This window comes from Methylorubrum subtropicum (assembly GCF_038442325.1).
GTDB classification, from domain to species: Bacteria; Pseudomonadota; Alphaproteobacteria; order Rhizobiales; family Beijerinckiaceae; genus Methylobacterium; species Methylobacterium subtropicum.
In genome coordinates, this window is record NZ_JBBXMW010000010.1 from 201,780 (window position 1) to 224,506 (window position 22,727).

Below are 22,727 nucleotides of genomic sequence, written 5' to 3' on the forward strand. Positions count from 1 at the left end.
CGGTTTTGTTACCGATCTCCAGACGCGATACGAAATCGGACTGCCGCCGGGGCCGCCGGACGACGAAAAGGGCCGCCCCGGTGACGGGAGCGGCCCTGATCGATGGCGGAAAAGAACCCGGCCGCCGGAAGCGGCCGGGGGCGAGGCTTACCGGAACAGCGAGAGCACGTTCTGGCTGGACGAGTTGGCGATCGACAGCGCCTGCACGGCGAGCTGCTGCTGCGTCTGGAGCGCCTTCAGCTTGGTCGATTCCTCCTCGATGTCGGCGTCGACCAGGATGCCGATGGTGCGGTCGTTGGCCTTCATCAGGGTGTCGACGAAGGTTTTTTGGCCGTCGATCTGGGTCTTGTTGGCGCCGAGCTTGGTGCCGGCGTCGGTGACCTTGGCAATCGCCTTCTCGACCTGGGTGATGATGTTGCCGAGCGTGGCGTCGCCGGTGGTGCCGACGAGGCCCGAGATGTTGATCGAGGCGATCGAGAAGGTGGTGGTGCCGTCGGCGGTGTCGAGGATGCCCTTGCCCGCGGCGGTACCCGCGGCCGAGCCCTTGCCGACCCGGGCGTCGGTGCCGGCGACGCCGGTGCCGAAGCCGACATCGACCAAGGTGTAGGTGGCGGTGGCGGCCAGGTTCTGGACCGTGACCTGGGCGTTGGTGCCGGCGCCGGTCGCGGTGGTCTTGAAGGTCAGGCGGCCGGCCGTGTCGAGCGAGGCCTTGACGTCGCCCGCGAGCCCGCCGGCGGCGGTGGAGGCGGCGATCTGGTTGTTGATCGCGTCGAGGAACTCCGAGGTCGTCACCTTGGTCAGGTCGGCGGCGGCCGAGTTCATCGTGGTCTTGTTGATCGTGATGGTCGCGGTGTCGGCGTTGCCCAGCGTCAGCGAGAACTTCACCTCGTTGGTGCCGCTGAAGTCGGCGGTGCCGCCGGTGAACACGGTGGTGCCGGTGAGCGAGGTCGAGCCGAACACCTGGCCGGCGGTGGCCGGGGTGGTGATGCTGGCCGCGTTCACGTCGTAGAGCTTGATCGCGTTCACATCGACGCCGATGTTCGAGAACGAGACCGTACCGGTCGGCGAGCGCGAGAAGCCCGCGACCACGTTCTGCGTCGCCTGGAACGCGGTGTTGGAGGCCGAGGAATCGACCGAGAGCCAGTTCTGGCCCGACGAGGTCGAGGAATCGGCGGTCGAGCGCATCTTGTCCTGGATCGCCTTGATCTCGGTCTGCACCTTGGCACGGTCCACGCCCGGCTGCAGCGCGGTCTGCAGCTTGGCACGCATGTTCTGCAGGTCCGACAGGACCGAGTTCAGGCCGTTATAGGCGGTGTCGACCGCCGAGGAGCCGAGGCCGAGCGAGTCCTTCACGGCGGACAGCGAGGCGTTGTCGGTGCGCACCGTCGTGGCGATCGACCAGTAGGCCGCGTTGTCGGACGCCGCCGAGACGCGCTGGCCGGTGGAGACGCGGTTGGAGGTCGCGTCGAGCTGGCTGTTGATGCCCTTGAGCGTCGTCAACGCCGTCATGGCGGAGGTATTGGTCAGAAGGCTGGTCACGGAGCGTCTTCCGGCAAAAGGGGACAGGGGGGATTCGTGGAACCGGGCTCACACCGGTGCGGCGTCTCCGGCTCCCGAACAGAGCCGTGGCGGACCCCGCAAGGCCCGTCCGCGCCGCGCATCACACCTCCGGACTCGCACCGGATCGGCGGGACGGACATCATGTCCCTGAGCCTTCAAAAGACCCACCCGCCGGCCTGTTCTCGGACGAGGACGCGGGGTTGCCGGCGCCTCGTCTCGATGTCGCGAAACTGGCGGGGCCGCGTTACGAAGGACTTAAGCAGTCGAAGCCGGCCCCGTCTCGGCGGAAATGCTCCACAGCCGGATAAAACACGGGGGACGACTGTATAAGACTCACGCCTTGCGGTGGACACGCAGTCATCGTGGGAAAAGTCGTTAACCTTCGTCCTTCGCGCGAACCGCCGACCGGCTCGGGCGTTGGCGCAGCGTCGAACCCTACCGAGACGAACCCCATGCCCCGCTGCCTCGCCGCCCTGCTGTTCCTCGCCGTCGCCGCGGTGCCGGTCACGGCCCAGGCCGGCCCGGCGCAGGACTACACCTTCGGCGAACAGCGCTTCCGCAACGCCTGCCGCCCGCCGCTGAAATACGCCGCCGGGGCCTGCCTGCGCCGCTGCCCGGCGGGCTACGAGGCGATCGGGCGGTTCTGCCGGTTTCGTAGCATGCGGCGGTGATTGTCACCCTCAAGCCCGGACGCGGCTTGCGCGGGGCGCCGCACCCGTGCGACGTTTGGCGCGTCCGCTACAGACGATACGGGAGAGCCCAGACCGCTCGCGAGAGGGGTTATGGCGCCGACGGAGCAACCACCCCCGGAAACTCTCAGGCACAATCACCGTATCGTTGGACAATCTGGAGAGAGGCGCCGACCGGCGTCCACCGAAGGAGAAACCTCAAGGCCCGTAAGGGCCTGAGGGAAGCTCTCAGGTAACCGCGACAGATGGGGGCACCTCGCTCGGGCATCCGCCCCGGCGAGAGCCGAACGTCGTGGAGTTGCCCGATGAGCCCGCTCGCCGCCGGGGCGTCGCCCCCTGTCGCCGCCGTCCCCGAATCCCCACAGCTCGCGCGCACGCCGCTGCATGCGCTCCATCTGCGCCATGGGGCGAAGATGGTGCCGTTTGCCGGCTATGCGATGCCGGTGCAGTACCCCGCGGGGCTCCTGAAGGAACACCTGCACACCCGCGCGGCGGCCGGGCTGTTCGACGTGTCGCATATGGGCCAGATCGTGCTGACGCCGTGCTCGGGCGAGGCGGACGACGCGGCGCGCGCGCTCGAGGCCCTGATCCCGGTCGATCTGCTGGGGCTGCCCGAGGGGCGCCAGCGCTACGGGCTGCTGACCGACGCGGACGGCGGCATCCTCGACGACCTGATGGTGGCGCGTCTGCCCGGCCGCCTCGTCGCCGTGGTCAACGCCGCCAACAAGGCGGCGGACCTCGCCCATCTCAAAAGAAATCTGCCGGAGGATGTGGCCGCCGAACTCGTGCCGGGCGGGCTGATCGCCTTGCAGGGACCGAAGGCCGCGGACGTGCTCGGGCGCTTCGCCGACATCGATGCGATGCGGTTCATGGACGTGCGCGCGGTCGCGATCCTCGGCGCGCCCTGCCTCGTCAGCCGCTCGGGCTATACCGGCGAGGACGGGTTCGAGATCGCCGTGCCGGAAGACCGCGCGGAGGAGATCGCCGAGGCGCTGCTGGCGGACGAGGCCGTGCTGCCGGTGGGGCTCGGGGCCCGCGATTCCCTGCGGCTGGAGGCGGGGCTGCCGCTCCACGGGTCGGACATCGATCCCGGCACCTCGCCGGTCGAGGCCGGGCTCGCCTGGGCGATCTCGCCGGCCCGGCGCCCCGGCGGCGCCCGCGCGGGCGGGTTTTTGGGATCGGAGCGGATTTTTTCGGAACTTGCCAGCGGCCCGGCCCGCCGCCGCGTCGGGCTGCGGCCCGAGGGCCGGGCGCCGGTGCGGGCCGGGGCGCCGCTCTTCGCCGACGAGAATGCGGGCGAGCCGGTCGGCCATGTGACCTCCGGCGGGTTCGGGCCGAGCGTCGGCGCGCCGGTCGCCATGGGCTTCGTGCCGACGGCGCTCGCCGCGCCCGGCACCCGCCTCTTCGCCGAACTGCGCGGGGCGCGGCTGCCGCTCACCGTCTCCCCCCTCCCCTTCGTCCCGGCCGGGTTCAAGCGCGGCTGATTCTTTTCCCTCGTCTCAGGAGACAACAACCATGCTGCGTTTCACCGACGAGCACGAATGGCTGCGCCTCGACGGCGACACCGCCACCATCGGCATCACCGCGCACGCCGCCGAACAGCTCGGCGATCTCGTCTTCGTCGAGCTGCCGAAGGTGGGGGCGCGGCTCACCAAGGGCGAGGCGGCGGCGGTGGTCGAATCCGTCAAGGCGGCCTCCGACGTCTACGCGCCGCTCTCCGGTACCGTGACGGAAGTCAACGAGGCGGCGGTCGGTGATCCGGCCTCCGTCGGCGGCGACCCGCAGGGGGCGGGCTGGCTCTACCGGCTCAAGCTCGACGATCCGGCGGATATGGACGCGCTGATGGACGAGGCGGCCTACGCGGAATTCGCGAAGTAGCGGCGCCGCCTGAACCCTCCCCCCTCTGCGGGGGAGGGTGCCTCGCGGATGCGAGGCGGGAGAGGGGACGACGCTTCCGGAGATTTCGCGAGCGACCGCTGCCAAGCGGCACCCGCGCTCCCCTCTCCCGACCCCCTTCGGGGGCCACCCTCCCCCGCAGAGGGGGGAGGGAAAAGCCGCGGCCATCGGCTGCCCCAAGAGGACATTCCCCATGAAATACGATCGCCACGATCCCTTCGACTTCGCCGCCCGGCGGCATATCGGCCCGAAACTCTCCGAGATCGACCAGATGCTCGAGACGGTCGGCGCGGCATCGCTCCACGCGCTGATCGACGAGACCCTGCCGCCGGACATCCGGCAGGCCGAATACATCGATTTCGGGGTCTCGCTCACCGAGCGGCGCTCGCTGGAAAAGCTCCGGGCCACCGCCAACAAGAACCGGCTGCTCGTCTCGCTGATCGGCCAGGGCTATCACGGCACGACGATGCCGCCCGCGATCCAGCGCAACATCTTCGAGAACCCGGCGTGGTACACCGCGTATTCGCCCTACCAGCCCGAGATCAGCCAGGGGCGGTTGGAGGCGCTGCTCAACTTCCAGACCATGGTCTGCGACCTGACCGGGCTCGACGTCGCCAACGCCTCGCTGCTCGACGAGGCCACCGCGGCGGCGGAAGCCATGGGCATGGCCAAGCGCGTGGCCAAGTCCGAGAAAAACACGTTCTTCGTCGATCGCGACTGCCTGCCCCAGACCATCGCCGTCTTGAAGACCCGCGCGGCGCCGCTCGGCTGGACCGTCGTGGTCGGCGATCCGCTGAAAGACCTCGATCCGGCCGCGGTGTTCGGGGCGCTGTTCCAGTATCCGGGCGTCAACGGCGCCATTCATGACTTTTCTGAGCAGATCGCGGCCTTGCATAATGCCGGCGCTCTGGCCGTCGTCTCCGCCGATCCGCTGGCGCTGACACTTCTAAAACCGCCGGGCGAGATGGGGGCCGACATCGCGGTGGGCTCGATGCAGCGCTTCGGCGTGCCGATGGGGTTCGGCGGCCCGCACGCCGCCTACATGGCGACCCGCGACGCCCACAAGCGGGCGCTGCCGGGGCGGATCGTCGGCGTGTCGGTCGATGCCCGCGGCAACCGCGCGTACCGCCTCGCGCTGCAGACCCGCGAGCAGCATATCCGCCGCGAGAAGGCGACCTCGAACATCTGCACGAGCCAAGTGCTGCTCGCCGTCATCGCCTCGATGTTCGCGGTCTATCACGGGCCGGCGGGGCTGAAGGCCATCGCGCTGCGCGTCCATCGCGACGCCGTGCGGCTCGCCGCCGGGCTCGAAAAGCTCGGCTTCAAGGTGAGCCCAAAAGAATTCTTCGACACGATCACGGTCGAGGTCGGGCCGTTCCAGGGGGTGATCCTGAGGAGCGCCGTCGAGAACGGGGTGAACCTGCGGAAAGTGGGTGACGACCGCATCGGCATCAGCGTCGATCAGCGCACCCGCTCGGACATCGTGGAAGCCGTGTGGCGCGCCTTCGGCGGCACGAGCCTGACCTACGACGAGGCCTATCCCGAGCCGCGCCTGCCGCCCGCGCTGGAGCGGACCTCGGAATACCTGACGCACCCGATCTTCCACATGAACCGGGCCGAGAGCGAGATGACGCGCTACATGCGCCGCCTCGCGGATCGCGATCTGGCGCTCGACCGGGCGATGATCCCGCTCGGCTCGTGCACGATGAAGCTCAACGCCACCGCCGAGATGCTGCCGGTCTCCTGGCCGGAGTTTTCGGAACTGCACCCGTTCGTGCCCGAGGATCAGGCGCTCGGCTACAAGGAGATGATCGACGACCTGAACCGAAAACTCTGCGCGATCACCGGCTACGACGCGATCTCGATGCAGCCGAACTCGGGCGCGCAGGGCGAGTATGCGGGGCTCTTGGCCATCCGCCGCTATCACCTGTCGCGGGGCGAGGCGCACCGCACCGTCTGCCTGATCCCGTCCTCGGCCCACGGCACCAACCCGGCCTCCGCCCAGATGTGCGGGATGAGCGTGGTCGTGGTCGGGGCGGACCAGCAGGGCAACATCGACGTCGAGGATTTCTCGCGAAAAGCCGAGCAGCACAGCGAAAAGCTTGCGGCCTGCATGATCACCTATCCCTCGACCCACGGCGTGTTCGAGGCGCGGGTGCGCGAGATCTGCGACATCGTCCACGCGCACGGCGGACAGGTCTATCTGGATGGCGCCAACCTCAACGCCATGGTCGGGCTGGCGCGCCCCGGCGACATCGGCGCCGACGTGAGCCATCTCAACCTGCACAAGACCTTCTGCATCCCCCACGGCGGCGGCGGGCCGGGGATGGGGCCGATCGGGGTCAAGGCGCACCTGATCCCGTTCCTGCCCTCCGATCCGCGGACGGGCGAAGAGGGCGCGGTCTCGGCCGCCCCCTTCGGCTCGGCCTCGATCCTGCCGATCTCGTGGAGCTACTGCCTGATGATGGGCGGGCGCGGGCTGACGCAGGCCACGCGCGTGGCGATCCTCAACGCCAACTACATCGCCAAGCGTTTGGAGGGGGCCTACCCGATCCTCTATTCGGGCCGGGGGGGCCGGGTCGCGCACGAATGCATCGTCGATGTGCGGCCGTTCCAGAAGAGCGCGGGCGTCTCGGTCGAGGACATCGCCAAGCGCCTGATCGATTGCGGCTTCCATCCGCCGACGATGAGCTGGCCGGTGGCCGGCACGCTGATGATCGAGCCGACCGAATCCGAGACCAAGGCCGAGATCGACCGCTTCTGCGACGCGATGCTGGCGATCCGCGAGGAAATCCGCGCCATCGAGGACGGGCGGATGGACCGGGCCGACAACCCGTTGAAGCACGCGCCGCACACGGTGCAGGACCTGATCGGCGCCTGGGAGCGGCCGTATTCGCGCGAAGCCGCGTGCTTTCCCTCCGGCAGTTTACGGATGGACAAGTATTGGCCGCCGGTGAACCGGGTCGACAACGCCTACGGCGACCGCAACCTCGTCTGCTCCTGCCCGCCCACCGAAGCGTACAACGAGGCGGCCGAGTAGAATCACCGGAGGCGGCGGCCTCGGGACAATCGTTAACGGACCGTGACCGATCCCGTCGGCAGGTTGTTGGGCAACGATGCCGCCGGGCCACAGCCGGATGCTTGAACCGAACCCGCGAACACCGTAGACCGTGATTCGCGACAAGACGGCCGGGCGCGCTGCGATGGCGCCCGGCCGTTTTCGTACGCCACCGAACACGGGAAGACGCGGCGACAACCGGCTTCGGCAGAACGGTTCGGCGCAAAAGGCAATGAACCGGGGACGACAACAGTCGCTCCGGCACAAGCGAAGGGGGAAGATCATGGCGGGACCGACATCCGGCAAGGACAACTTGGTCGGCACGGACGGGAACGACTACCTGTTCGGGCTCGCGGGCGACGACACGCTCACCGGCGGCTTCGGCGCCGACACGCTCAGCGGCGACGACGACAACGACATCCTCTACGGCGGCGCCAACAACGACACTCTCCTCGGCGGCAACGGCCGCGACCGGCTCGAAGGCGGCTCGGGCACGGACACCCTCATCGGCGGCGCGGGCGCCGACACGGTGTTCGGCGGCGAGGGCGACGACATCGTGACCGTCATCGGCCTCGCCGACGCCAAGGGCGACGTGCTGAACGGCGGCGCGGGCGTCGACACGGCGAGCTTCGACCTGTCGAGTGCGACCACCGCGCTGACCTTCAAGGCCCTCGACGCGAAGCAGACCACGAGCTTCGTCGGCGCGACGCTGACCGGCTTCGAGCGCTACTGGATCACCGCCGGCTCCGGCAACGACAGCCTGACCGGCGGGCGCTTCAACGACATCCTGCGCGGCGGGGCCGGGCAGGACACCCTCGCGGGCGGCGCGGGCGGCGATTCGCTCTCGGGTGACGCCGGCCGCGACACGTTGAAGGGCGAGGCCGGCAACGACTATCTCGACGGCGGCGCCGACGACGACCTGATCCAGGGCGGCGACGGCAGCGACTACATCCAGGGCGGGCTGGGCAACGACCGGATCGAGGGCGGCGCCGGCAACGACACCGTGACCGTCGTCTCGAACGGGCCGAACGGGCCGGTGGAGAAGGAGACCCTGATCGGCGGCGACGGCCAGGACACGCTCAACCTCGGCTTCGGCCTCGACACCAAGGCCACGATCCTCGATTTCGGCACCGGCAGCTTCAAGCTGGCCAGCGGCACCACCGTCAGCGGCTTCGAGCAGTTGAACTTCACCGGCGGCTCCGGCCACGACAAGGTCAGCGGCGGCGCCTCGTTCGACTATCTCGCGGGCGGCGCGGGCAACGACGCGCTCTACGGCCGCGGCGGCGACGACTACATCAGCGACGGCCAGGGCGCCGACGGCCTCTACGGCGAGGACGGCAACGACACCTTCGTCATGGTGCCGAACGGCGGCTTCAGCCCCGGCCCGGCGAATTACGTCTACGACAAGGACTTCGTCAGCGGCGGCAAGGGCACCGACACCGTCGTGTTCGGCTCGCAGACCGGGCAGGTCGGCGGTCCGACCGGCCAGTCGGTGGTGCTCGACCTCGCAACCCAAGCCAACAACGGCGGCTTCATCAAGGGCGACACCTACCGCGACATCGAGAAGTTCGTCGGCACCGGCCTCGACGACGTGATGCGGGGTGACGCGTCCGCCAACACCTTCGACGGCGGCGCGGGCGACGACGTGCTGAGCGGCGGGGCCGGGGCCGACGTGCTGATCGGCGGCCAGGGCTCGGACACGATGACCGGCGGGGCCGGCAACGACGTGTTCGACCTGACCGAATACTTCGCCGGCTACTATGAGGGCGGCTACGGCGGCGGCTTCTACGGCGACACCAAGGGCGACGTCATCACCGACTTCGCCGCCGGCCAGGACAAGCTGCGGTTCGACCTCGACTCGCTCCTCGACGGCGAGGCCACCAAGGTCACGGTCGAGAGCGGCGTCGGCAGCGCCACCCAGACGACCGGCCCGGTCCTGCGCTTCGACACGCAGGCCCGGGAGCTGTGGTTCGACTACGACGGCAAGGGCACCGACTCCGACGCCGTCCACCTCGCCACGATCACCACGCTGGCTACGCTGAAGAGTTCGGACGTGCTGTTCGTGTGATCCGCGTTCCGGGCGCGAAGAGCGCCCCGCGGAGCGTGCCCACGAAGACGGATGTCTTCGTGGGCGTCTAGCAAAGCGAAAGCCTAAGGTCGCGGACGCGACCGCCGGCGCTTGAGGCCAAAGAGAAAGCCCCGTTTGACAACCGCCCCGGCCTCCGCGAAGGCCGGGGCATGTCCGGTCCCGGCTCTCATCCGCTTTGGCGTCCCTACACCCAGATGAAATCCGCCGCCCCGCCGCTGGAGGCGGTGGGCACGCACGGCTCGCGCATCGTGCTCGCCGACGGGCGCGAACTCATCGACGGCATCGCCTCGTGGTGGACGGCGGTCCACGGCTACAACCATCCCCACATCGCGGGCGCGGTGGCCGAGCAGCTCGGGCGGATGCCGCACGTGATGTTCGGGGGGCTGACCCATGCGCCCGCCGAGCGGCTCGCCGCGCGGCTCGCGGCCCTGCTGCCGGGTGATCTGAACCACGTGTTCTTCACCGATTCCGGCTCGGTCGCCGTCGAGGTCGCGCTGAAGATGGCGGTGCAGCTCTGGCTCAACCGCGGCGAGACCGGCCGCACCCGCGTGCTCGCCTTCCGCGGCGGCTATCACGGCGACACGCTCGGCGCGATGTCGACCTGCGACCCCGAGGAGGGCATGCACCGCCGCTTCGGCGCCTACCTGCCGACGCAGGTGTTTTGCGAGTTGCCGCGCGACGCGGAGCGGACGGCGGCGCTCGACGCGACGCTCGCCCGGCATCGCCACGAACTCGCCGCCGTGATCGTCGAGCCGCTGGTGCAGGGGGCGGGCGGCATGCTGACCCATCCGCCCGCGGTGCTGGCGACCGTCGCCCGGCTCGCCCGCCGCCACGGCCTGCTGCTCATCGCCGACGAGATCTTCACCGGGTTCGCCCGCACCGGCTCGCTCTTCGCCTGCGAGCAGGCGGAGGTCGTGCCCGACATCCTGTGCCTGTCGAAGGCGCTCACCGGCGGCACGATGGCGCTCGCCGCCACGGTCGCCACCACCGAGATCTTCGCCGCGTTCTGGTCGGACGATCCGGCTGCGGCGCTGATGCACGGGCCGACCTTCATGGCCAATCCGCTGGCTTGCGCGGCGGCGAATGCCAGCCTCGACCTGTTCGAGACCGAGCCGCGGCTGGATCAGGCCCGCGCCGTCGCGGCGCGGCTGGAGGCGGGTCTGCGCCCGCTGGCGCGGGTGCCGGGCGTGCGCGACGTGCGGGTGCTCGGCGCCATCGGTGCGGTGCAGTTCGCGCGCGCGCCCGATCTCGCGGCGCTGAAGGCGCGGCTCGTCGCCCGCGGCGTCTGGGTGCGGCCCTTCGGCGACATCCTCTACCTGACGCCCGCGCTCACCATCGCGCCGACCGATCTCGACCGGCTGATCGCGGCGGTGGCGGCGGAAACCGAGGCCCTCGCCTGAGGAAAGCGGCGTCCGCGCGAGTCGGCGCGGCCCGAGTGTCGTAAGAAGCCCGGGATTCGAACGAAACGAAGGAGTTCGACGCATGACGGACACCGCGTCGCTTGTGCCCTACGCGCAGTGCGTCCTGGAGGAAGCCGAGATCGCGGGGCTGCCCCCGCGCTACCGCGGCAAGGTGCGCGACAACTACGATCTTCCCGACGGGCGCCGCATCCTGATCACCACCGACCGGATCAGCGCCTTCGACCGCCCGCTCGCCGCGATCCCCCTGAAAGGTCAGGTGCTGACGCAGACCGCGCGCTACTGGTTCGAGCGCACCGCCGACATCGTCCCGAACCACGTGATCGCCTATCCGGACCCGAACGTGGTCGTCGGGCGCCGCCTCGACATCCTGCCGGTGGAGATCGTGGTGCGCGGCTACCTCGCGGGCACGACCTCGACCTCGATCCTGACCCGCTACCGCCGCGGCGAGCGCGCGATGTACGGCCACACCCTGCCCGAGGGCCTGCGGGCGAACGCGCAGTTGGACCGCGCGATCATCACGCCGACCACGAAAGCCGCCGACGGCGGGCACGACGAGCCGCTGAGCGAGGCGGCGATCCTCGAACAGGGGCTGATGACGCCGGAGCAGTGGCGCACCGTCTCGCAGGCGGCCCTGGCGCTGTTCGCCCGGGGCCAAGCGCTCGCCGCCGAGCGCGGCCTGATCCTGGCCGACACCAAGTACGAGTTCGGGACCGATGCGGACGGTCGGATCGTGCTCGCCGACGAGATCCACACCCCCGACAGCAGCCGCTACTGGTTCGCGCAAAGCTACCCCGAGCGGCTCGCCGCCGGGACGGCGCCGGAGAGCTTCGACAAGGACTACGTCCGCAACTGGGTCGCGGCGCGCTGCGACCCCTACCGCGATCCGATCCCCGCGATCCCGCCCGAGGTCGTGCTGGAAGCCGCCGCCGTCTACATCCGCGCCTACGAGACGATCACGCGGGACGCCTTCGTCCTGCCCGATCCGGCCGAGGTGCCGGTCGCGCGCATCCGGCGCAACCTCGCGGCCTATCTGGGGGATGCCTTTTTCGCGCAGGGTTGAGACAGGCGCGGCCGTTCGTTCTGAAATTCAGAACGAAACGTTCGAAACGTTCCGTTGGAATGATTTTTCTGCCTGGGCGAGGATCGGGGCGATCCCATCCTCACCCAGGAGATCGACATGCCCCTCGCCTCCCCGGAGCGCGGCAGGATCACGGCCTTCCGTCGCATCCTGCCGGGCCTCGCCCTCTGCCTGATCGTGACCGGCGCCGCCCTCGGCCTGGAGGCGGTGGAGCGGCTCCTGTTCGGTGAGGCGTGGCTGGAGGCGCTGGTGCTGGCCATCGTGCTCGGCACGGGCCTGCGCACCCTGTGGAATCCCGGCGCGCGCTGCGCCCCCGGCATCGCCTTCGGGGCCGGGACCATGCTGGAGATCGCCGTCGTCCTGCTCGGCGCCTCGCTCAGTCTCGGCACCCTGCTCGCCGCCGGGCCCGGCCTGCTCGTCGGCATCGCCGCGGTCGTGGCCGTGGCGATCGGCGTGAGCTACGGCATCGGCCGCGCCCTCGGGCTGGCGCCGCGGCTGGCGATCCTGGTCGCCTGCGGCAACTCCATCTGCGGCAACTCGGCCATCGCCGCCACGGCGCCGGTCATCCGCGCCGAGGGCGAGGATGTGGCTGCCGCCATCGCCTTCACGGCGGTGCTCGGCGTGGCCGTGGTGCTCGGCCTGCCGCTGCTGGTGCCGCTGCTCGGCCTGTCGCCGATGCAGTACGGGGTGCTGGCGGGGCTGACCGTCTACGCCGTGCCGCAGGTGCTGGCCGCGACCGCCCCGGTCGCCGCGCTGAGCGTGCAGGTCGGCACGCTGGTCAAGCTGGTGCGCGTGCTGATGCTCGGGCCGGTGGTGCTGGCGCTGTCGCTGGGCGCGCGCCGGGCCGGCGGGCGCGGGGATGCGGGGCTCCCGCTCCATCGCCTCGTGCCGTGGTTCATCCTCGCCTTCCTGGCGCTCGCCGGCCTCCGCTCGGCCGGCCTCATCCCGCAAGCGGCCTTGCCGCCTCTGGCCGGGGCGGCGAACGGGCTCACCGTGGTCTCGATGGCGGCGCTCGGCCTCGGGGTCGATCTGCGCAGCCTCGCCGGGGCGGGCCCGCGCGTCACCCTCGCGGTCGTGGCCTCGCTCGTCGCCCTGGCGGGGATCAGCCTCGGGCTGATCCGGCTCCTCGGCATCGCCTGACGGGCGGGCCTACTGATCCGCCTCGGCGATCAGGGCCAGGAGCGCTTCGGCGGCGCGGCTGCGGTAGCGCTCCTTGTGGCGCAGCACACGGAAGGTGCGGGCCGGCAGGGCGAACGGCACCGCCACGAGGGTGCCGGCGGCGAGCGGGCCGGCCACCACCGCCTGCGACAGCACGCTCGCCCCGGCGCCCGCGGCGACCGCGGCGAGCACCGCCTCGTTCGAGGGCAGTTCGAGCGAAACCGCCAGCGCGTCCGGCGCGAGGCCGGCCTCGGTCAGCGCCGCCTCGAAGGCGGAGCGGGTGCCCGAGCCCGGCTCGCGCAGCACCCAGGCCGCCGCCGCGAGCGCCGCCGGCCCCGGCGCCGGACCGAGCGCGAGCGGATGGCCCGGCGGCACGACGAGGACGAGGCGGTCCTGCGCGACCGGCCGGCTCGCGAGGCTCGCATCCTCGACCGGGCCCTCGACGAAGCCGAGTTCGGCGGTGCCGGCCCGGACCGCCTCGGCGGCCTCCGCGGTGTTGCCGATGGCGAGCCGCAGGACGATGTCCGGATAGGCCGCGCGGAACGCCACGAGATGGCGGGGCAGCCAGTGGCCGGCGATGGTCTGGCTCGCCCGGATGTCGAGGGTGCCGCGGCGCAGGCCGCTGAGGTCGGCCAGCACCCCCTCCGCCGCCGCCGCGCGGGCCAGCACGGCGCGGGCCTCGGCGAGGAAGAGGCGCCCGGCCTCGGTCAGCTCGATGCCCCGCCCGACCCGATGGAACAGCCGGACGGCGTGCCGGCCCTCCAGCGCGGCCACCGCCGCGCTCACCGCCGAGGGGACGAGATGGAGCGCCTCGGCGGCCCGGGTGACGTGCTGGCGCTCGGCCACCGCCACGAAGATGCGCAGCTGGTCGAGGGTCATGGCCCCGCGGACCAGCGCGGACCGATCACGGGCGCGGGCCGGCCTCGGGAGCCTCGAGGACGATCTGGCCCGAGAGCTGCGCCATGCCGGGGATCGAGACGGCGAGCCGGTAGCCGGTCTCGTCGAGGTTGCGCTCGACGGTGGCGTGGAGCTGCTGAAGCGACATCTCGATCAGCGACGAGCCGAAGCCGCGCCCGTCCTTCACCGCGCCGCGCCGCGTCATCCGCTCGCTCCAGTGCAGGGTGAGCCCGCCCGCGCGGTGCTCCCAGGTCACGTCGAGCCGTCCGTCCTCCGCGCCGAGCGCGCCGTACTTCACGGAATTCGTCGCGCATTCGTGCAGGATCATGGCGAGCGAGGAGACGTAGCGCCAGTCGATCGCCACCGGCGGACCCTCGATCGTGGTGGGGATGTGGTCGCGGTAGGGCTGGAGCGTCGCGGCCACCAGGCTGGTGAGGTCGCTCATGCCCTGGTCGGTGGTGTGGTCGGCGAGCGAATGGGCGCGGCCGAGGGCGGCGATGCGGTCGCGCATGTCGCGGGCGAAGGTCGCGACGTCCCGCTGCGCGCGGGCGCCCGCCGTGATCATCCCGCCGATGATCGCGAACAGGTTCTTCACCCGATGGTTCATCTCGCGAAGCATCAGGTCGCGGGTCTCGGTCAGGGCGTGCTCGGGCGAGACGTCGATGGAGACGCCGACGATCCGGGCCGGCGCGCTGCCGACGATCGGCCGCCCGTAGCTGCGGACGTAGCGGATGGCGTGCCCCTGCCCGCGGACGCGCAGGCGCGCCTCGAAATCGCCCCGGCCGCGGGCGGCCTGGGCGAAGGCGTCGCGCACCTCCCGGCGATCCTCGGAGGGCAGGCGCGCGGCGAGATCCGCCAGCGGATGGCGCCCCTCCCCCGCGAGGTCGAGCATGGCGGTGGCGGTGGCATCGACCACGATGGCGTCGTCGTCGGGGCAGTATTCCCAGATGCCGATGCCGCCGGCCTTGATCGCGAGGTCGAGGCGTTCCCGCTCGGCGGCGAGCTGGCGCTCCAGCGCGAGCGCCTCGGTGATGTCGGTCAGAACCAGGGTGGCGCCGTCGACGCTGGCGCTCTGGAGCCGGTAGGGCAGCACCCGCAGCGACAGGGTGCGCGTGCCGTCGCGGGTCACGACCCGCCGCTGGATCGCCGCGCCGCCCGCGCAGACCGCCCGCGCGTCGGCGAGGTAGTCCGAGCCTTCGAGCCGGGTCGCCACGTCGGCGAGCGGGCGCCCGCGGTCGCCGGGCTGGAGCGGGAAGATCGCGGTGGCCGAGCCGGTGAAGCTGCGGATGCGCAGGTCGCGGTCGAGCACCACCACGGCGAGGTCGGTCGATTCGAAGAAGTTGCGCAGGTCGGCGTTGGCGACGGTGAGCTGGTCGATCTTGGTCTTCAGCTCGTCGTTGACCGTGGTCAGCTCCTCGTTGGTCGATTGAAGCTCCTCGTTCATCGACATCATTTCTTCGTTGGAGCTCTTCAGCTCCTCGTTGGCCGTCTCCAGCTCCTCCACGGCCGAGCGCAGCTTGTAGCGGGTGCGCAGCAATTCCTCTTCCAGCGCCTCGACGTGATCGCCGCCCGCGTCCATCTCGACGAGGTCGGGATCGCTCGACGGGCGGAACGCGCCCGCGTCGCGCAGCACGAGGAGCATGGTGGCGTCGGGCATCGGATCGCAGACGAGTTCGATCTGCTGGACGCCGTATTCGGACACCACCTCGACATCGCGCACGACGACGCGCTTGCGGGCGTCGCGGGTCTGGCGCAGCAGCGGGCCGATCACGTCGCGCAAGCCGGGGCGCGCCAGGGTGATGGCGCTGGTGCCGCCGGTGCGGGTGACGGGGAAGTCGAAGTAGCGGCTCAATCGCCCGTAGGCCGCGACGATGGCGCCGTCCTCGTTCAGGACCATGCTCGGCGGCGCGTAGCGTTCCAGCATGCGGCGCGCGGCGGCCGTCTCGTCGGCGACCGGCGTGGCCTTTCGCCCGTCGTCGCGGCGCGTCTCGCTGCGGCGGGCGTGGCCGGGCAGATCGATCGGGTATTTCGGCTGGCCCGGCGGGCGCTCGAACAGGCGGGCGTGCTGGTCGATCGGCGGAAACAGCTGCTCGAACCGGCTGACGCTCTCGGAGGGGCCGAGGAACAGGTAGCCCCCCGGCCGCACCGCGTAGTGGAACAGCGGCAGCACCGATTGCTGCAGGCGGTCGTCGAAGTAGATCAGCAGGTTGCGGCAGGACAGGAGGTCGATGCGCGAGAACGGCGGGTCCTTGACCAGGCTGTGGCTGGAGAAGCGGATGAGGTCGCGGATCTCCGCGGCGACCGTGAAGCGCTCGGCGTGGGGCACGACGTAGCGCTCGCGCAGGGGCGCCGGGATGTCGGCCAGCGCCGCTGCCGGATAGGTCGCCTCGCGGGCGATCTGCAGCATGCGCTCGTCGATGTCGGTGGCGAAGATCTGGACCGCGAGCGGCAGGTCGAGGCGGCGCGCGGCGTCGGCGAACAGCATGGCGATGGAGTAGGCCTCCTCGCCGCTCGAACAGCCCGGCACCCAGACCCGGATGTCCTCGTCCGGATCGCGGTCGCGCAGCAGCGGCTCGATCGCCCGCTCGCGCAGCACCTCGAACATCTCCGCGTCGCGGAAGAAGCGGGTGACGTTGATGAGCAGGTCGCGAAACAGCGCGTCGCACTCGGACTTGTCGGCGCGGATGCGGGCGAGATAGGCGCGGCCCGCATCGATGCCGAGCACGTGCATGCGCCGCTCGACCCGGCGGATCAGGGTGGTGCGCTTGTAGCCGGAGAAGTCGTGCCCGACCGCGCTGCGGAGCACCCGGCACAGGTCGTCCACATGGTCGGCGAGCAGCTCTTCCCGCTCGTCGAGCGGGTCCGAGCCGCGGCGGCGGAAGAAGGCCGAGAGGCAGTTCACGATCTCGCCCGGCGGCTGGACGAAATCGACGAGGCCGGTGCCCACCGCCGAGACCGGCATGCCGTCGTAGCGCGCCGTGTCCGGCTGCTGCACGACGCAGACGCCGCCGTGCTCCTTCACCGCCCGCAGGCCGGTGGTGCCGTCCGCGCCCGTGCCGGACAGGATCACGCAGGCCGCGTTGGCCTGCTGATCGACCGCGAGCGACAGGAAGAAGTCGTCGATGGGCCGGCGCAGCCCGCGCGGCTGCACGAACTCGGTGAGTTCGAGCACGCCCTGCTGGATCGCGAGGCCGCGGCCGGGCGGGATGATGTAGACCGTGTCGCCCTCGATGCGCTCGCTGCCCTCGCATTGCAGCACCTTGAGATCGGTGTGCCGGTCGAGGAGTTGCGCCAGCATGCTCTCGTGGTTGGGATCGAGATGCTGGACGATGACGAAGGCCATGCCGGTCGGCGCCTGGGCGCGCGACAGCATCTCCCGCAGGGCTTCCAGGCCGCCCGCCGAGGCGCCGATCCCGACGACGGGACCGGCGAAGCGGGGCGCCGAGGCGCCCGCTCCGCTGCGCGCCTCGGGCGCCTCGGCCTGGGCGATGTCAGGGAAATCCGGTTCCATCGAGATCCGCGAGGGTGAGCTTGGCCTGGGCGACGGTGGCGACGGTGTTGGCAATCGCCTTCAGCGACCCTTCGAGGACGATCCCGCTCTCGGCCAGCGAGGGACGCAAACGGGACAGCGTGCGGCTCAGTTCCGCATCGTAGGCCGCGAGCAGCTCGGGTTGCGAGCGGCTGACGTCGAATTGGGATGCGAAAAGAAAGCGCACCTCCCCGGACAGCGCCCGCAGCTTCGACATGTAGAGCAGGTTGACGAAGGGCCGCCCGTCCTTGCGGACGTTGAGGATGGTGGTGCGCACCGCGTTCACGCCGTCGCCTTCGAGGAAGGCGTGAATCTTCTCCCGCGCCTCCGGGTTCTCGGCGTCGCCCTGCAACAGGCGGCAGTTGCGGCCGACCACCTCCGGGGCGTCGTAGCCGGTCAGCTTGTGGAACGGCTCGTTGACGAGGAGCAGGGGGTTGTCGTCGCCGACATCGGCGAGCGCCAGCGCGATATGCGCGTGTTCGAAGTAGCGTCGAAGCTCGTCCGGGACGGCCGGTGAGGGAGACTGCGCCTGCACGATGGATCCTTCAGCGCCTGCCGCTCCCCGAGCACCCGTCGTCGGCGATGCGAGGAGCTAACATAGGGCTTGCGCCGCCGATACCGCGACGCCCCGCGGTTCGAGGGGTCGAAACGCCGCCTGCCTCAACGCCTCCATCGCCCCGCGCGATCCTCACCGGAACGTGATCGGGCGTCACGGGGCGGTCCAGGCGGCGTGGACCGATCCGCCCGCGGTGTCGGGCTTGGACGCGCCGATGAAGATCACCACCGGGCCGTGGGCATCGCGGCGGGGATCGTAGAAATCGAGCAGGCCCGGCGCGATGTTTTGGAAGTAGCCGGGTGTGAGGCCGTCCCGGCGGAGAAGGTGGTCGATCACGACCTGATCGCCGTGGACGGCGTTGGGCACCGGGCCGCACGAGCCGGGGGTCATCCAGCGCGCGGGATCGGCCGCGAACTCGGCGTAGAGTCCGGCGAGCGCGTCGCCGTCCCAGCGCAGCAGGGCGCTGGAGAGGCGGCCCTTGTGGAAGTAATCCTCCATCGCGGCGAGGCCGGGCTCGGCAAGAGCGTCCGCGGGGCCGGTGAAGACGGTGTCGAGGTCGCACAAGAGCGCGGTGCCCTCGACGAGGCCGGGGCGGAACGCCTCCATCTTGGCCCACCACGCCGGCCAGTCGTGGCGCAGCGGCACGCGCTCGACGCCCGACACGTCGAGCGGCAAGTCTGTGAGGCAGAGGATGCGCCCGAAGGCCGGGGCGTGGCGGCGCACGCCGCGGGCGAGGCGCTCGACCCAGGTCGCGTCGTAGCGCCCGCCGCCCTTCAGCACCGTGATCAGCGTGGGCATGGGGTGCTCTCGGAGGGATGGAGGTGCAGGCGCCCGGCCGCCTCCTGATCCGCGAACCACGCGCGCTCGGCGGCCCAGGGGTGGCCGGGCCAGCCGTCGAAGCCGAAGCCGTGGGCCTGGACCGGCGGGGCGCCGGGGGCGCGGGCGGAAAGCAGCGCCAGCGTGACGAGGAAGCCGGTGCTCGGGTTCGGGCGGCCCGATGCGAGGGGAGCAAGCAGCGTGCGCGCCTGCTCGTGCAGGGACTCGGGCAGGATGTGGACCGGGCGGCCGGTGGGGCGCAGCAGGGCCAGGATGTCGCGGGTCCAGCAGATGGTCTCGGGGCGGTTGTGCGCTTCCGGCAGCATCGGGAAGGGCAGGATGAAGGCCCCCGCCGCCCGCACCGCCGGGCGGTCGAGGAAGTGGCGGTCCTCCAGCCATTCGCGCATCTGGCCGCCGCGGTTGACCAGGGCGAGGTGGGTGACGCGGGCGCCGGCGGCGCCGCCGAACCCGGCGGCGTTGTTGAAGCGCACGACGGTGTCCGCGGCATCGATCGCCGCCGCGCCGCCGGTCGCGGGGGCGTTGCCGACGACGGCGAGGGTGGCGTCGGCCGGAACGGAAGGGACGAGGGCGCTGTCGGGGGGCACGGGGATCGGGGGCTGGACGAGGGTCGTGCGGGGAACCGCCGAGGTTCGGCGCCGGTTCGCTGCATCCGGATGCATGCGGCGCCGCAGGGGACAGGGATCGACGTGACGCGCCCGCGCCGATGCTTCGTCTGCGCCGCCGACATGCCGGCCCCGAGCGGGCGGCACCTGACCTTTTCCGATGGGCGGCGGCGCGGGTTTCTGCTCGCCTGCGGCTCGTGCGGCGTGCTGCTCGACGGGGAGGCCGACGTTGTGGCCTGCCGCGGGCATCTGAGCGCGGCTCTGGCCGGGGCGACCTTCGTCTCCGATGGGGCGGCGGGGTACGGGCTCGACCTCTACACCTTGCGCATCGCCGCGACCCGGCTCGGACGCGGCGTCCGGCCGCTCGACGCGGCGGGCCGGGCGGATTTGCGGCATCCGCATGCGGAGCAGGCTGCGCGAGGCGCGCTGTACGATCTCGCTGGGGCGGAGAGGCTGCCCGTCTCCCTCGGCCTGCTGTGCCGCCCGTCCGAACTCGACGGGGTGCTGGCCGGGCTGCCGGACTGGGCCGACGACGTGGCGATCCTGCTGGACGCCGAGGCGGCCCCGCCGCGGCCGGTGGCGGACACGGTGCGGGTCGCGGCCCGGTCGCTCTCCGGCGACTTCGCGGCGCAGCGCAACGCGCTGCAGGCGATGGCGCGCCATCCCTGGATGCTGCAGCTCGACGCCGACGAGCGTCTCGCGCCCGCCGCTGGGCGGCTGTTGCCGGCGCTGGCCGCGATGGCGGAGGCGGGGGCGGTCCGCTCGGTCGGGCTGGCGCGGGAGAACCGCGTCGACGGCGTCCTCGCCGACGTGTTTCCGGACGTGCAGTACCGGCTCAACCGGCGCGACGTCGCTTACGCCGGCCGCGTCCATGAGCGGCCTCTGCTGGCGGGCGGCTGGCGCGAGAGCTTCATCAGCCTCCACGGCGTCATCGAGCACACCTTGAGCCGCGCCCATGTCGAGGCGCGCTCGCGCCGCTACGAGGCGCTGGACCCCGGCCGCGGTCGCCTGGAGGAAGCGGAGGCCCTGCTGCGCCCCTACCGCGACTGAGTCCCGGATTCCAAAGGTCGAGACCTTTGGCGGGTCCAGGGCAGAGCCCTGGTGGACCGATCATCTCCTCCGGGCCGCCTCGTACAGAGCCAGCGTCTCCCGCCCGAGGCTCCCCCGGTCGAACCGCCCGGCGGCGGCGAGCGCGCGGGCGCGGTAGGCGCGGCGCAGGGCGGGATCGACGAGGAGCGGGCGCAGGGCGTCGGCGAGCGCCGGGCCGGTGGCGGCGGCGGCGAGGGGGCCGGCGCCGGGGGCGCCGACGAAGGCGCGGGCGCTGGCGTCCTCGGCGCAGGCGACGACCGGGCGGCCGTAGGCCAGGGCTTCCTGATAGACGAGGCCGAAGCTCTCGTAGCGCGAGGGGGCCAGCACCGCGTGGGCCTGCGCGTAGGCTTCGGCCAGCCCCGCCGCGTCGATCCGGCCGCGGGCGCGGATGCGCCGGCGTGCGGCCTCGGGCAGGCCCGGCGGCAGGTCGTCCGGGGGCACGCCGACGAGGTCGAGGCGGAACGGCGGCAGGGCACCGCGGGCCTGCTCCTCGGCGAGGATCGCGGTGGCCGCGAGCAGGGCATCGAAGCCTTTTCGGGCTTCCGCCCGGCCGACGAAGAGCAGGCGCAGGGGCGTGTCCTCCTCCGGGTAGGGGGCGGCGCGGGCACTCTCGAAAATCTCCGGCGGCAGGCTGAGGCCGATCACCGCCGAGGGCCGGTGCCCGCTGAGGCGATAGGCGCGCGCGATCACCGCGCCGTGCGCTTGCGTGTTGGCGATGAGCCCGGCGCTGCCGCGGGCTTGGCGCCGCTCCAGGGCGTCGGCGGCGCGCCCGTCGAGGCGGTCGCGCAAGCTTGGCTCCGCCCCGCGGGTGAAGGCGGCCGGCGTCGAGCTTCGCGTGACCAGCGGCAGGTCGCGGCGGCCCGCGAGCAGCACGGCCGGGGCGTACCAGTTCGTCGCCTCGATCACGTCGAAGGGCGCGCGCGCATGCGCGGCCAGGACCGCCCGGCGGAAGGCCAGCGGTGCGGCCAGATGCCCGAGCGAACCCCACAGGCGCAGGCGCGCCAGCCCGCCGCCGGGGGGCAGCGCGAGGCCTTCGACCGTGACGCCGCCGATCCGCTCTCGGCCGGTGCGGTCGAGGGTGAAGACGGTCACGTCGGCGCCGGCTGCGCCGAGGCTCTCGGCGATCTCGCGGGCGGCGGTGGAGAGCCCGCTCGGGGCCGGCGGGTAGTCCCAGGTCAGCAACGCGACGCGCATCAGGCGGCGCGCAGGCGCTGGTAGAGCGCGAGGTAGTCGCGGGCCATGCGCTCGGCCGTGAAGCGCACTTCGAAGCGGCGGCGCACCTGCCCGCGGTCGAGCCCGTCGATCCGGGTAAGCGCCGCGACCGCCTCCTCCTCCGAGGCGACGACGAAGCCGGTCACGCCGTCCTCGACGATCTCGGGGACCGAGCCGTGGTTCCAGGCGATCACCGGGGTGCCGTGGGCCATCGCCTCGATCATCACGAGGCCGAAGGGCTCGGGCCAGTCGATCGGAAAAAGCAGCGCGCGGGCCCCGCCGAGCAGCGTGCTCTTGGCCGCATCGTCCACGGGGCCGAGATAGGTCGCGTCGGGCCCGAGCAGCGGGCGGACCCTCCGCTCGAAGTAATCCGGGTTGCCGACATCGATGGTGCCGCCCAGGCGAATCGGCAGACCGGCGCCGCGGGCGACCCGGATCGCCACGTCCGGCCGCTTCTGGTCGGTCATCCGGCCGACGAAGGCAACGTGGGCGCCCGCGTCGCGGGACAGGGCGTAGCGGTCGGCGGCGAGGCCGTGATGGACGACGCCCGCCCGGTTGGCCTGCGGGATGCCGGCCGCTTGCGCCGCCGAGATCGCCGCCACGGGCAAGTCGGGGAAGCCGGCGAAGAACAGGGCGCGGTCGAGTTCGTCCACGCGCCAATGCACCGTGGTCAGGCTGTGGCGCCGCCGCGCGCCGAGGAGCGCCGCGTGGGCGAACTCGCCGTGGGCGTGGACGATGTCGAACGCATCGAGCCGCAGGCGCAGGGCTTCCAGCTGAAGCGCGTCGAGCGCCGCCGGCACGCCGGGCGCGACCCGGCCGAATCGCTGCTCCAGCGCCGAAAGGCTCGGATGGTCGCCGACGCGGGGCAGGTCGGTCACGCTGTCGGAGGAAGCGAACAGCGTCACTTCGACGCCGAGGTTTCGTAAGGCAACGGAGAGATCGTGGACGATCCGCTCCGTACCGCCATGGTGCAGCGGGGGCACGGGAAAGATATTGGGAGCGATCTGAGCGACGCGCAGCAACAGTTCCACCTACATATGTTGTGACCGGCACGGG

Annotated in this window: 17 protein-coding genes and 1 riboswitch; of the genes, 9 read left to right on the forward strand and 8 right to left on the reverse strand. The window is 71.6% G+C overall.

Annotation, left to right across the window (positions count from 1 at the left end; translation table 11 throughout):
• Positions 1 to 147 precede the first annotated feature (147 nt).
• A complete protein-coding gene (locus AAHG03_RS15770) occupies positions 148 to 1,539 on the reverse strand; it encodes a flagellin N-terminal helical domain-containing protein (protein ID WP_342151631.1) in 1,392 nt (463 codons plus the stop codon).
• A 473-nt stretch (positions 1,540 to 2,012) separates the two neighbouring features.
• Here AAHG03_RS15770 and AAHG03_RS15775 point away from each other — a divergent pair, with 473 nt between their 5' ends.
• The 8 genes from AAHG03_RS15775 to AAHG03_RS15810 all read left to right on the forward strand — a co-directional run bounded on the left by AAHG03_RS15775 (position 2,013) and on the right by AAHG03_RS15810 (position 12,931).
• The gene (locus AAHG03_RS15775) at positions 2,013 to 2,231 is read left to right on the forward strand and encodes a hypothetical protein (RefSeq protein WP_342151632.1); all 219 of its coding nucleotides are present in this window, start codon (positions 2,013 to 2,015) and stop codon (positions 2,229 to 2,231) included.
• A 69-nt stretch (positions 2,232 to 2,300) separates the two neighbouring features.
• Positions 2,301 to 2,402: riboswitch (glycine riboswitch) on the forward strand.
• Positions 2,403 to 2,554: 152 nt separating this feature from the next.
• Positions 2,555 to 3,733: a glycine cleavage system aminomethyltransferase GcvT gene (gene gcvT / locus AAHG03_RS15780; RefSeq protein ID WP_342151633.1), complete on the forward strand. Its 1,179-nt coding sequence runs from the start codon at positions 2,555 to 2,557 to the stop codon at positions 3,731 to 3,733.
• Positions 3,734 to 3,764: 31 nt separating this feature from the next.
• The gene (gcvH, locus tag AAHG03_RS15785) at positions 3,765 to 4,127 is read left to right on the forward strand and encodes a glycine cleavage system protein GcvH (protein ID WP_342151634.1); all 363 of its coding nucleotides are present in this window, start codon (positions 3,765 to 3,767) and stop codon (positions 4,125 to 4,127) included.
• Positions 4,128 to 4,338: 211 nt separating this feature from the next.
• On the forward strand, positions 4,339 to 7,185 hold the full coding sequence (gcvP, locus tag AAHG03_RS15790) for an aminomethyl-transferring glycine dehydrogenase (protein ID WP_342151635.1): 2,847 nt from the start codon (positions 4,339 to 4,341) through the stop codon (positions 7,183 to 7,185).
• Positions 7,186 to 7,486: 301 nt separating this feature from the next.
• Positions 7,487 to 9,271: a calcium-binding protein gene (locus tag AAHG03_RS15795; protein ID WP_342151636.1), complete on the forward strand. Its 1,785-nt coding sequence runs from the start codon at positions 7,487 to 7,489 to the stop codon at positions 9,269 to 9,271.
• 170 nt (positions 9,272 to 9,441) lie between these two features.
• Positions 9,442 to 10,692, forward strand: a complete 1,251-nt coding sequence (locus AAHG03_RS15800; RefSeq protein ID WP_342151637.1) for an adenosylmethionine--8-amino-7-oxononanoate transaminase — start codon at positions 9,442 to 9,444, stop codon at positions 10,690 to 10,692.
• An 82-nt stretch (positions 10,693 to 10,774) separates the two neighbouring features.
• Positions 10,775 to 11,773 carry a phosphoribosylaminoimidazolesuccinocarboxamide synthase gene (locus AAHG03_RS15805; RefSeq protein ID WP_342151638.1) on the forward strand — a complete coding sequence of 333 codons (999 nt, stop codon included), beginning with the start codon at positions 10,775 to 10,777 and terminating at the stop codon, positions 11,771 to 11,773.
• 117 nt (positions 11,774 to 11,890) lie between these two features.
• Positions 11,891 to 12,931, forward strand: coding sequence for a YeiH family protein (locus AAHG03_RS15810; protein ID WP_342151639.1), 1,041 nt, complete (start codon positions 11,891 to 11,893; stop codon positions 12,929 to 12,931).
• A gap of 9 nt (positions 12,932 to 12,940) precedes the next feature.
• Here the strand turns inward: AAHG03_RS15810 and AAHG03_RS15815 are convergent, their stop codons facing one another.
• From AAHG03_RS15815 to AAHG03_RS15835, 5 genes are all read right to left on the reverse strand, one after another.
• Positions 12,941 to 13,828, reverse strand: a complete 888-nt coding sequence (locus tag AAHG03_RS15815; RefSeq protein WP_342151640.1) for a LysR substrate-binding domain-containing protein — start codon at positions 13,826 to 13,828, stop codon at positions 12,941 to 12,943.
• 25 nt (positions 13,829 to 13,853) lie between these two features.
• Positions 13,854 to 17,357 carry a chemotaxis protein CheB gene (locus AAHG03_RS15820; RefSeq protein WP_342151641.1) on the reverse strand — a complete coding sequence of 1,168 codons (3,504 nt, stop codon included), beginning with the start codon at positions 17,355 to 17,357 and terminating at the stop codon, positions 13,854 to 13,856.
• On the reverse strand, positions 17,338 to 17,910 hold the full coding sequence (locus AAHG03_RS15825) for a PAS domain-containing protein (protein ID WP_342151642.1): 573 nt from the start codon (positions 17,908 to 17,910) through the stop codon (positions 17,338 to 17,340). The genes AAHG03_RS15820 and AAHG03_RS15825 overlap by 20 nt, the downstream gene beginning before the upstream one ends.
• 174 nt (positions 17,911 to 18,084) lie before the next feature.
• Positions 18,085 to 18,729, reverse strand: a complete 645-nt coding sequence (locus AAHG03_RS15830) for a hypothetical protein (protein WP_342151643.1) — start codon at positions 18,727 to 18,729, stop codon at positions 18,085 to 18,087.
• Positions 18,717 to 19,352, reverse strand: a complete 636-nt coding sequence (locus tag AAHG03_RS15835) for a hypothetical protein (protein ID WP_342151644.1) — start codon at positions 19,350 to 19,352, stop codon at positions 18,717 to 18,719. Before AAHG03_RS15835 ends, AAHG03_RS15830 begins: the two co-directional genes overlap by 13 nt.
• 69 nt (positions 19,353 to 19,421) lie before the next feature.
• Here AAHG03_RS15835 and AAHG03_RS15840 point away from each other — a divergent pair, with 69 nt between their 5' ends.
• A complete protein-coding gene (locus tag AAHG03_RS15840; protein ID WP_342151645.1) occupies positions 19,422 to 20,420 on the forward strand; it encodes a glycosyltransferase family protein in 999 nt (332 codons plus the stop codon).
• Between the two features lie 60 nt (positions 20,421 to 20,480).
• Here AAHG03_RS15840 and AAHG03_RS15845 read toward each other — a convergent pair whose 3' ends face one another.
• Both AAHG03_RS15845 and AAHG03_RS15850 read right to left on the reverse strand, forming a co-directional pair.
• A complete protein-coding gene (locus tag AAHG03_RS15845) occupies positions 20,481 to 21,653 on the reverse strand; it encodes a glycosyltransferase family 4 protein (RefSeq protein WP_342151646.1) in 1,173 nt (390 codons plus the stop codon).
• Entirely contained in the window at positions 21,653 to 22,693 is a 1,041-nt protein-coding gene (locus AAHG03_RS15850; protein ID WP_342151647.1) for a glycosyltransferase family 4 protein, read from the reverse strand. The genes AAHG03_RS15845 and AAHG03_RS15850 overlap by 1 nt, the downstream gene beginning before the upstream one ends.
• Between the last annotated feature and the right edge of the window lie 34 nt (positions 22,694 to 22,727).

Excerpts from the sequence above, each read along its gene's own strand:
- AAHG03_RS15815 (WP_342151640.1), bottom strand. The coding sequence starts at position 13,828 with ATGACCCTCGACCAGCTGCGCATCTTCGTGGCGGTGGCCGAGCGCCAG.
- AAHG03_RS15775 (WP_342151632.1), top strand. The coding sequence starts at position 2,013 with ATGCCCCGCTGCCTCGCCGCCCTGCTGTTCCTCGCCGTCGCCGCGGTG.
- AAHG03_RS15840 (WP_342151645.1), top strand. The coding sequence starts at position 19,422 with ATGCATGCGGCGCCGCAGGGGACAGGGATCGACGTGACGCGCCCGCGC.
- gcvH (WP_342151634.1), top strand. The coding sequence starts at position 3,765 with ATGCTGCGTTTCACCGACGAGCACGAATGGCTGCGCCTCGACGGCGAC.
- AAHG03_RS15845 (WP_342151646.1), bottom strand. The coding sequence starts at position 21,653 with ATGCGCGTCGCGTTGCTGACCTGGGACTACCCGCCGGCCCCGAGCGGG.
- AAHG03_RS15800 (WP_342151637.1), top strand. The coding sequence starts at position 9,442 with ATGTCCGGTCCCGGCTCTCATCCGCTTTGGCGTCCCTACACCCAGATG.
- gcvT (WP_342151633.1), top strand. The coding sequence starts at position 2,555 with ATGAGCCCGCTCGCCGCCGGGGCGTCGCCCCCTGTCGCCGCCGTCCCC.
- gcvP (WP_342151635.1), top strand. The coding sequence starts at position 4,339 with ATGAAATACGATCGCCACGATCCCTTCGACTTCGCCGCCCGGCGGCAT.
- AAHG03_RS15810 (WP_342151639.1), top strand. The coding sequence starts at position 11,891 with ATGCCCCTCGCCTCCCCGGAGCGCGGCAGGATCACGGCCTTCCGTCGC.
- AAHG03_RS15820 (WP_342151641.1), bottom strand. The coding sequence starts at position 17,357 with ATGGAACCGGATTTCCCTGACATCGCCCAGGCCGAGGCGCCCGAGGCG.
- AAHG03_RS15830 (WP_342151643.1), bottom strand. The coding sequence starts at position 18,729 with ATGCCCACGCTGATCACGGTGCTGAAGGGCGGCGGGCGCTACGACGCG.
- AAHG03_RS15805 (WP_342151638.1), top strand. The coding sequence starts at position 10,775 with ATGACGGACACCGCGTCGCTTGTGCCCTACGCGCAGTGCGTCCTGGAG.
- AAHG03_RS15795 (WP_342151636.1), top strand. The coding sequence starts at position 7,487 with ATGGCGGGACCGACATCCGGCAAGGACAACTTGGTCGGCACGGACGGG.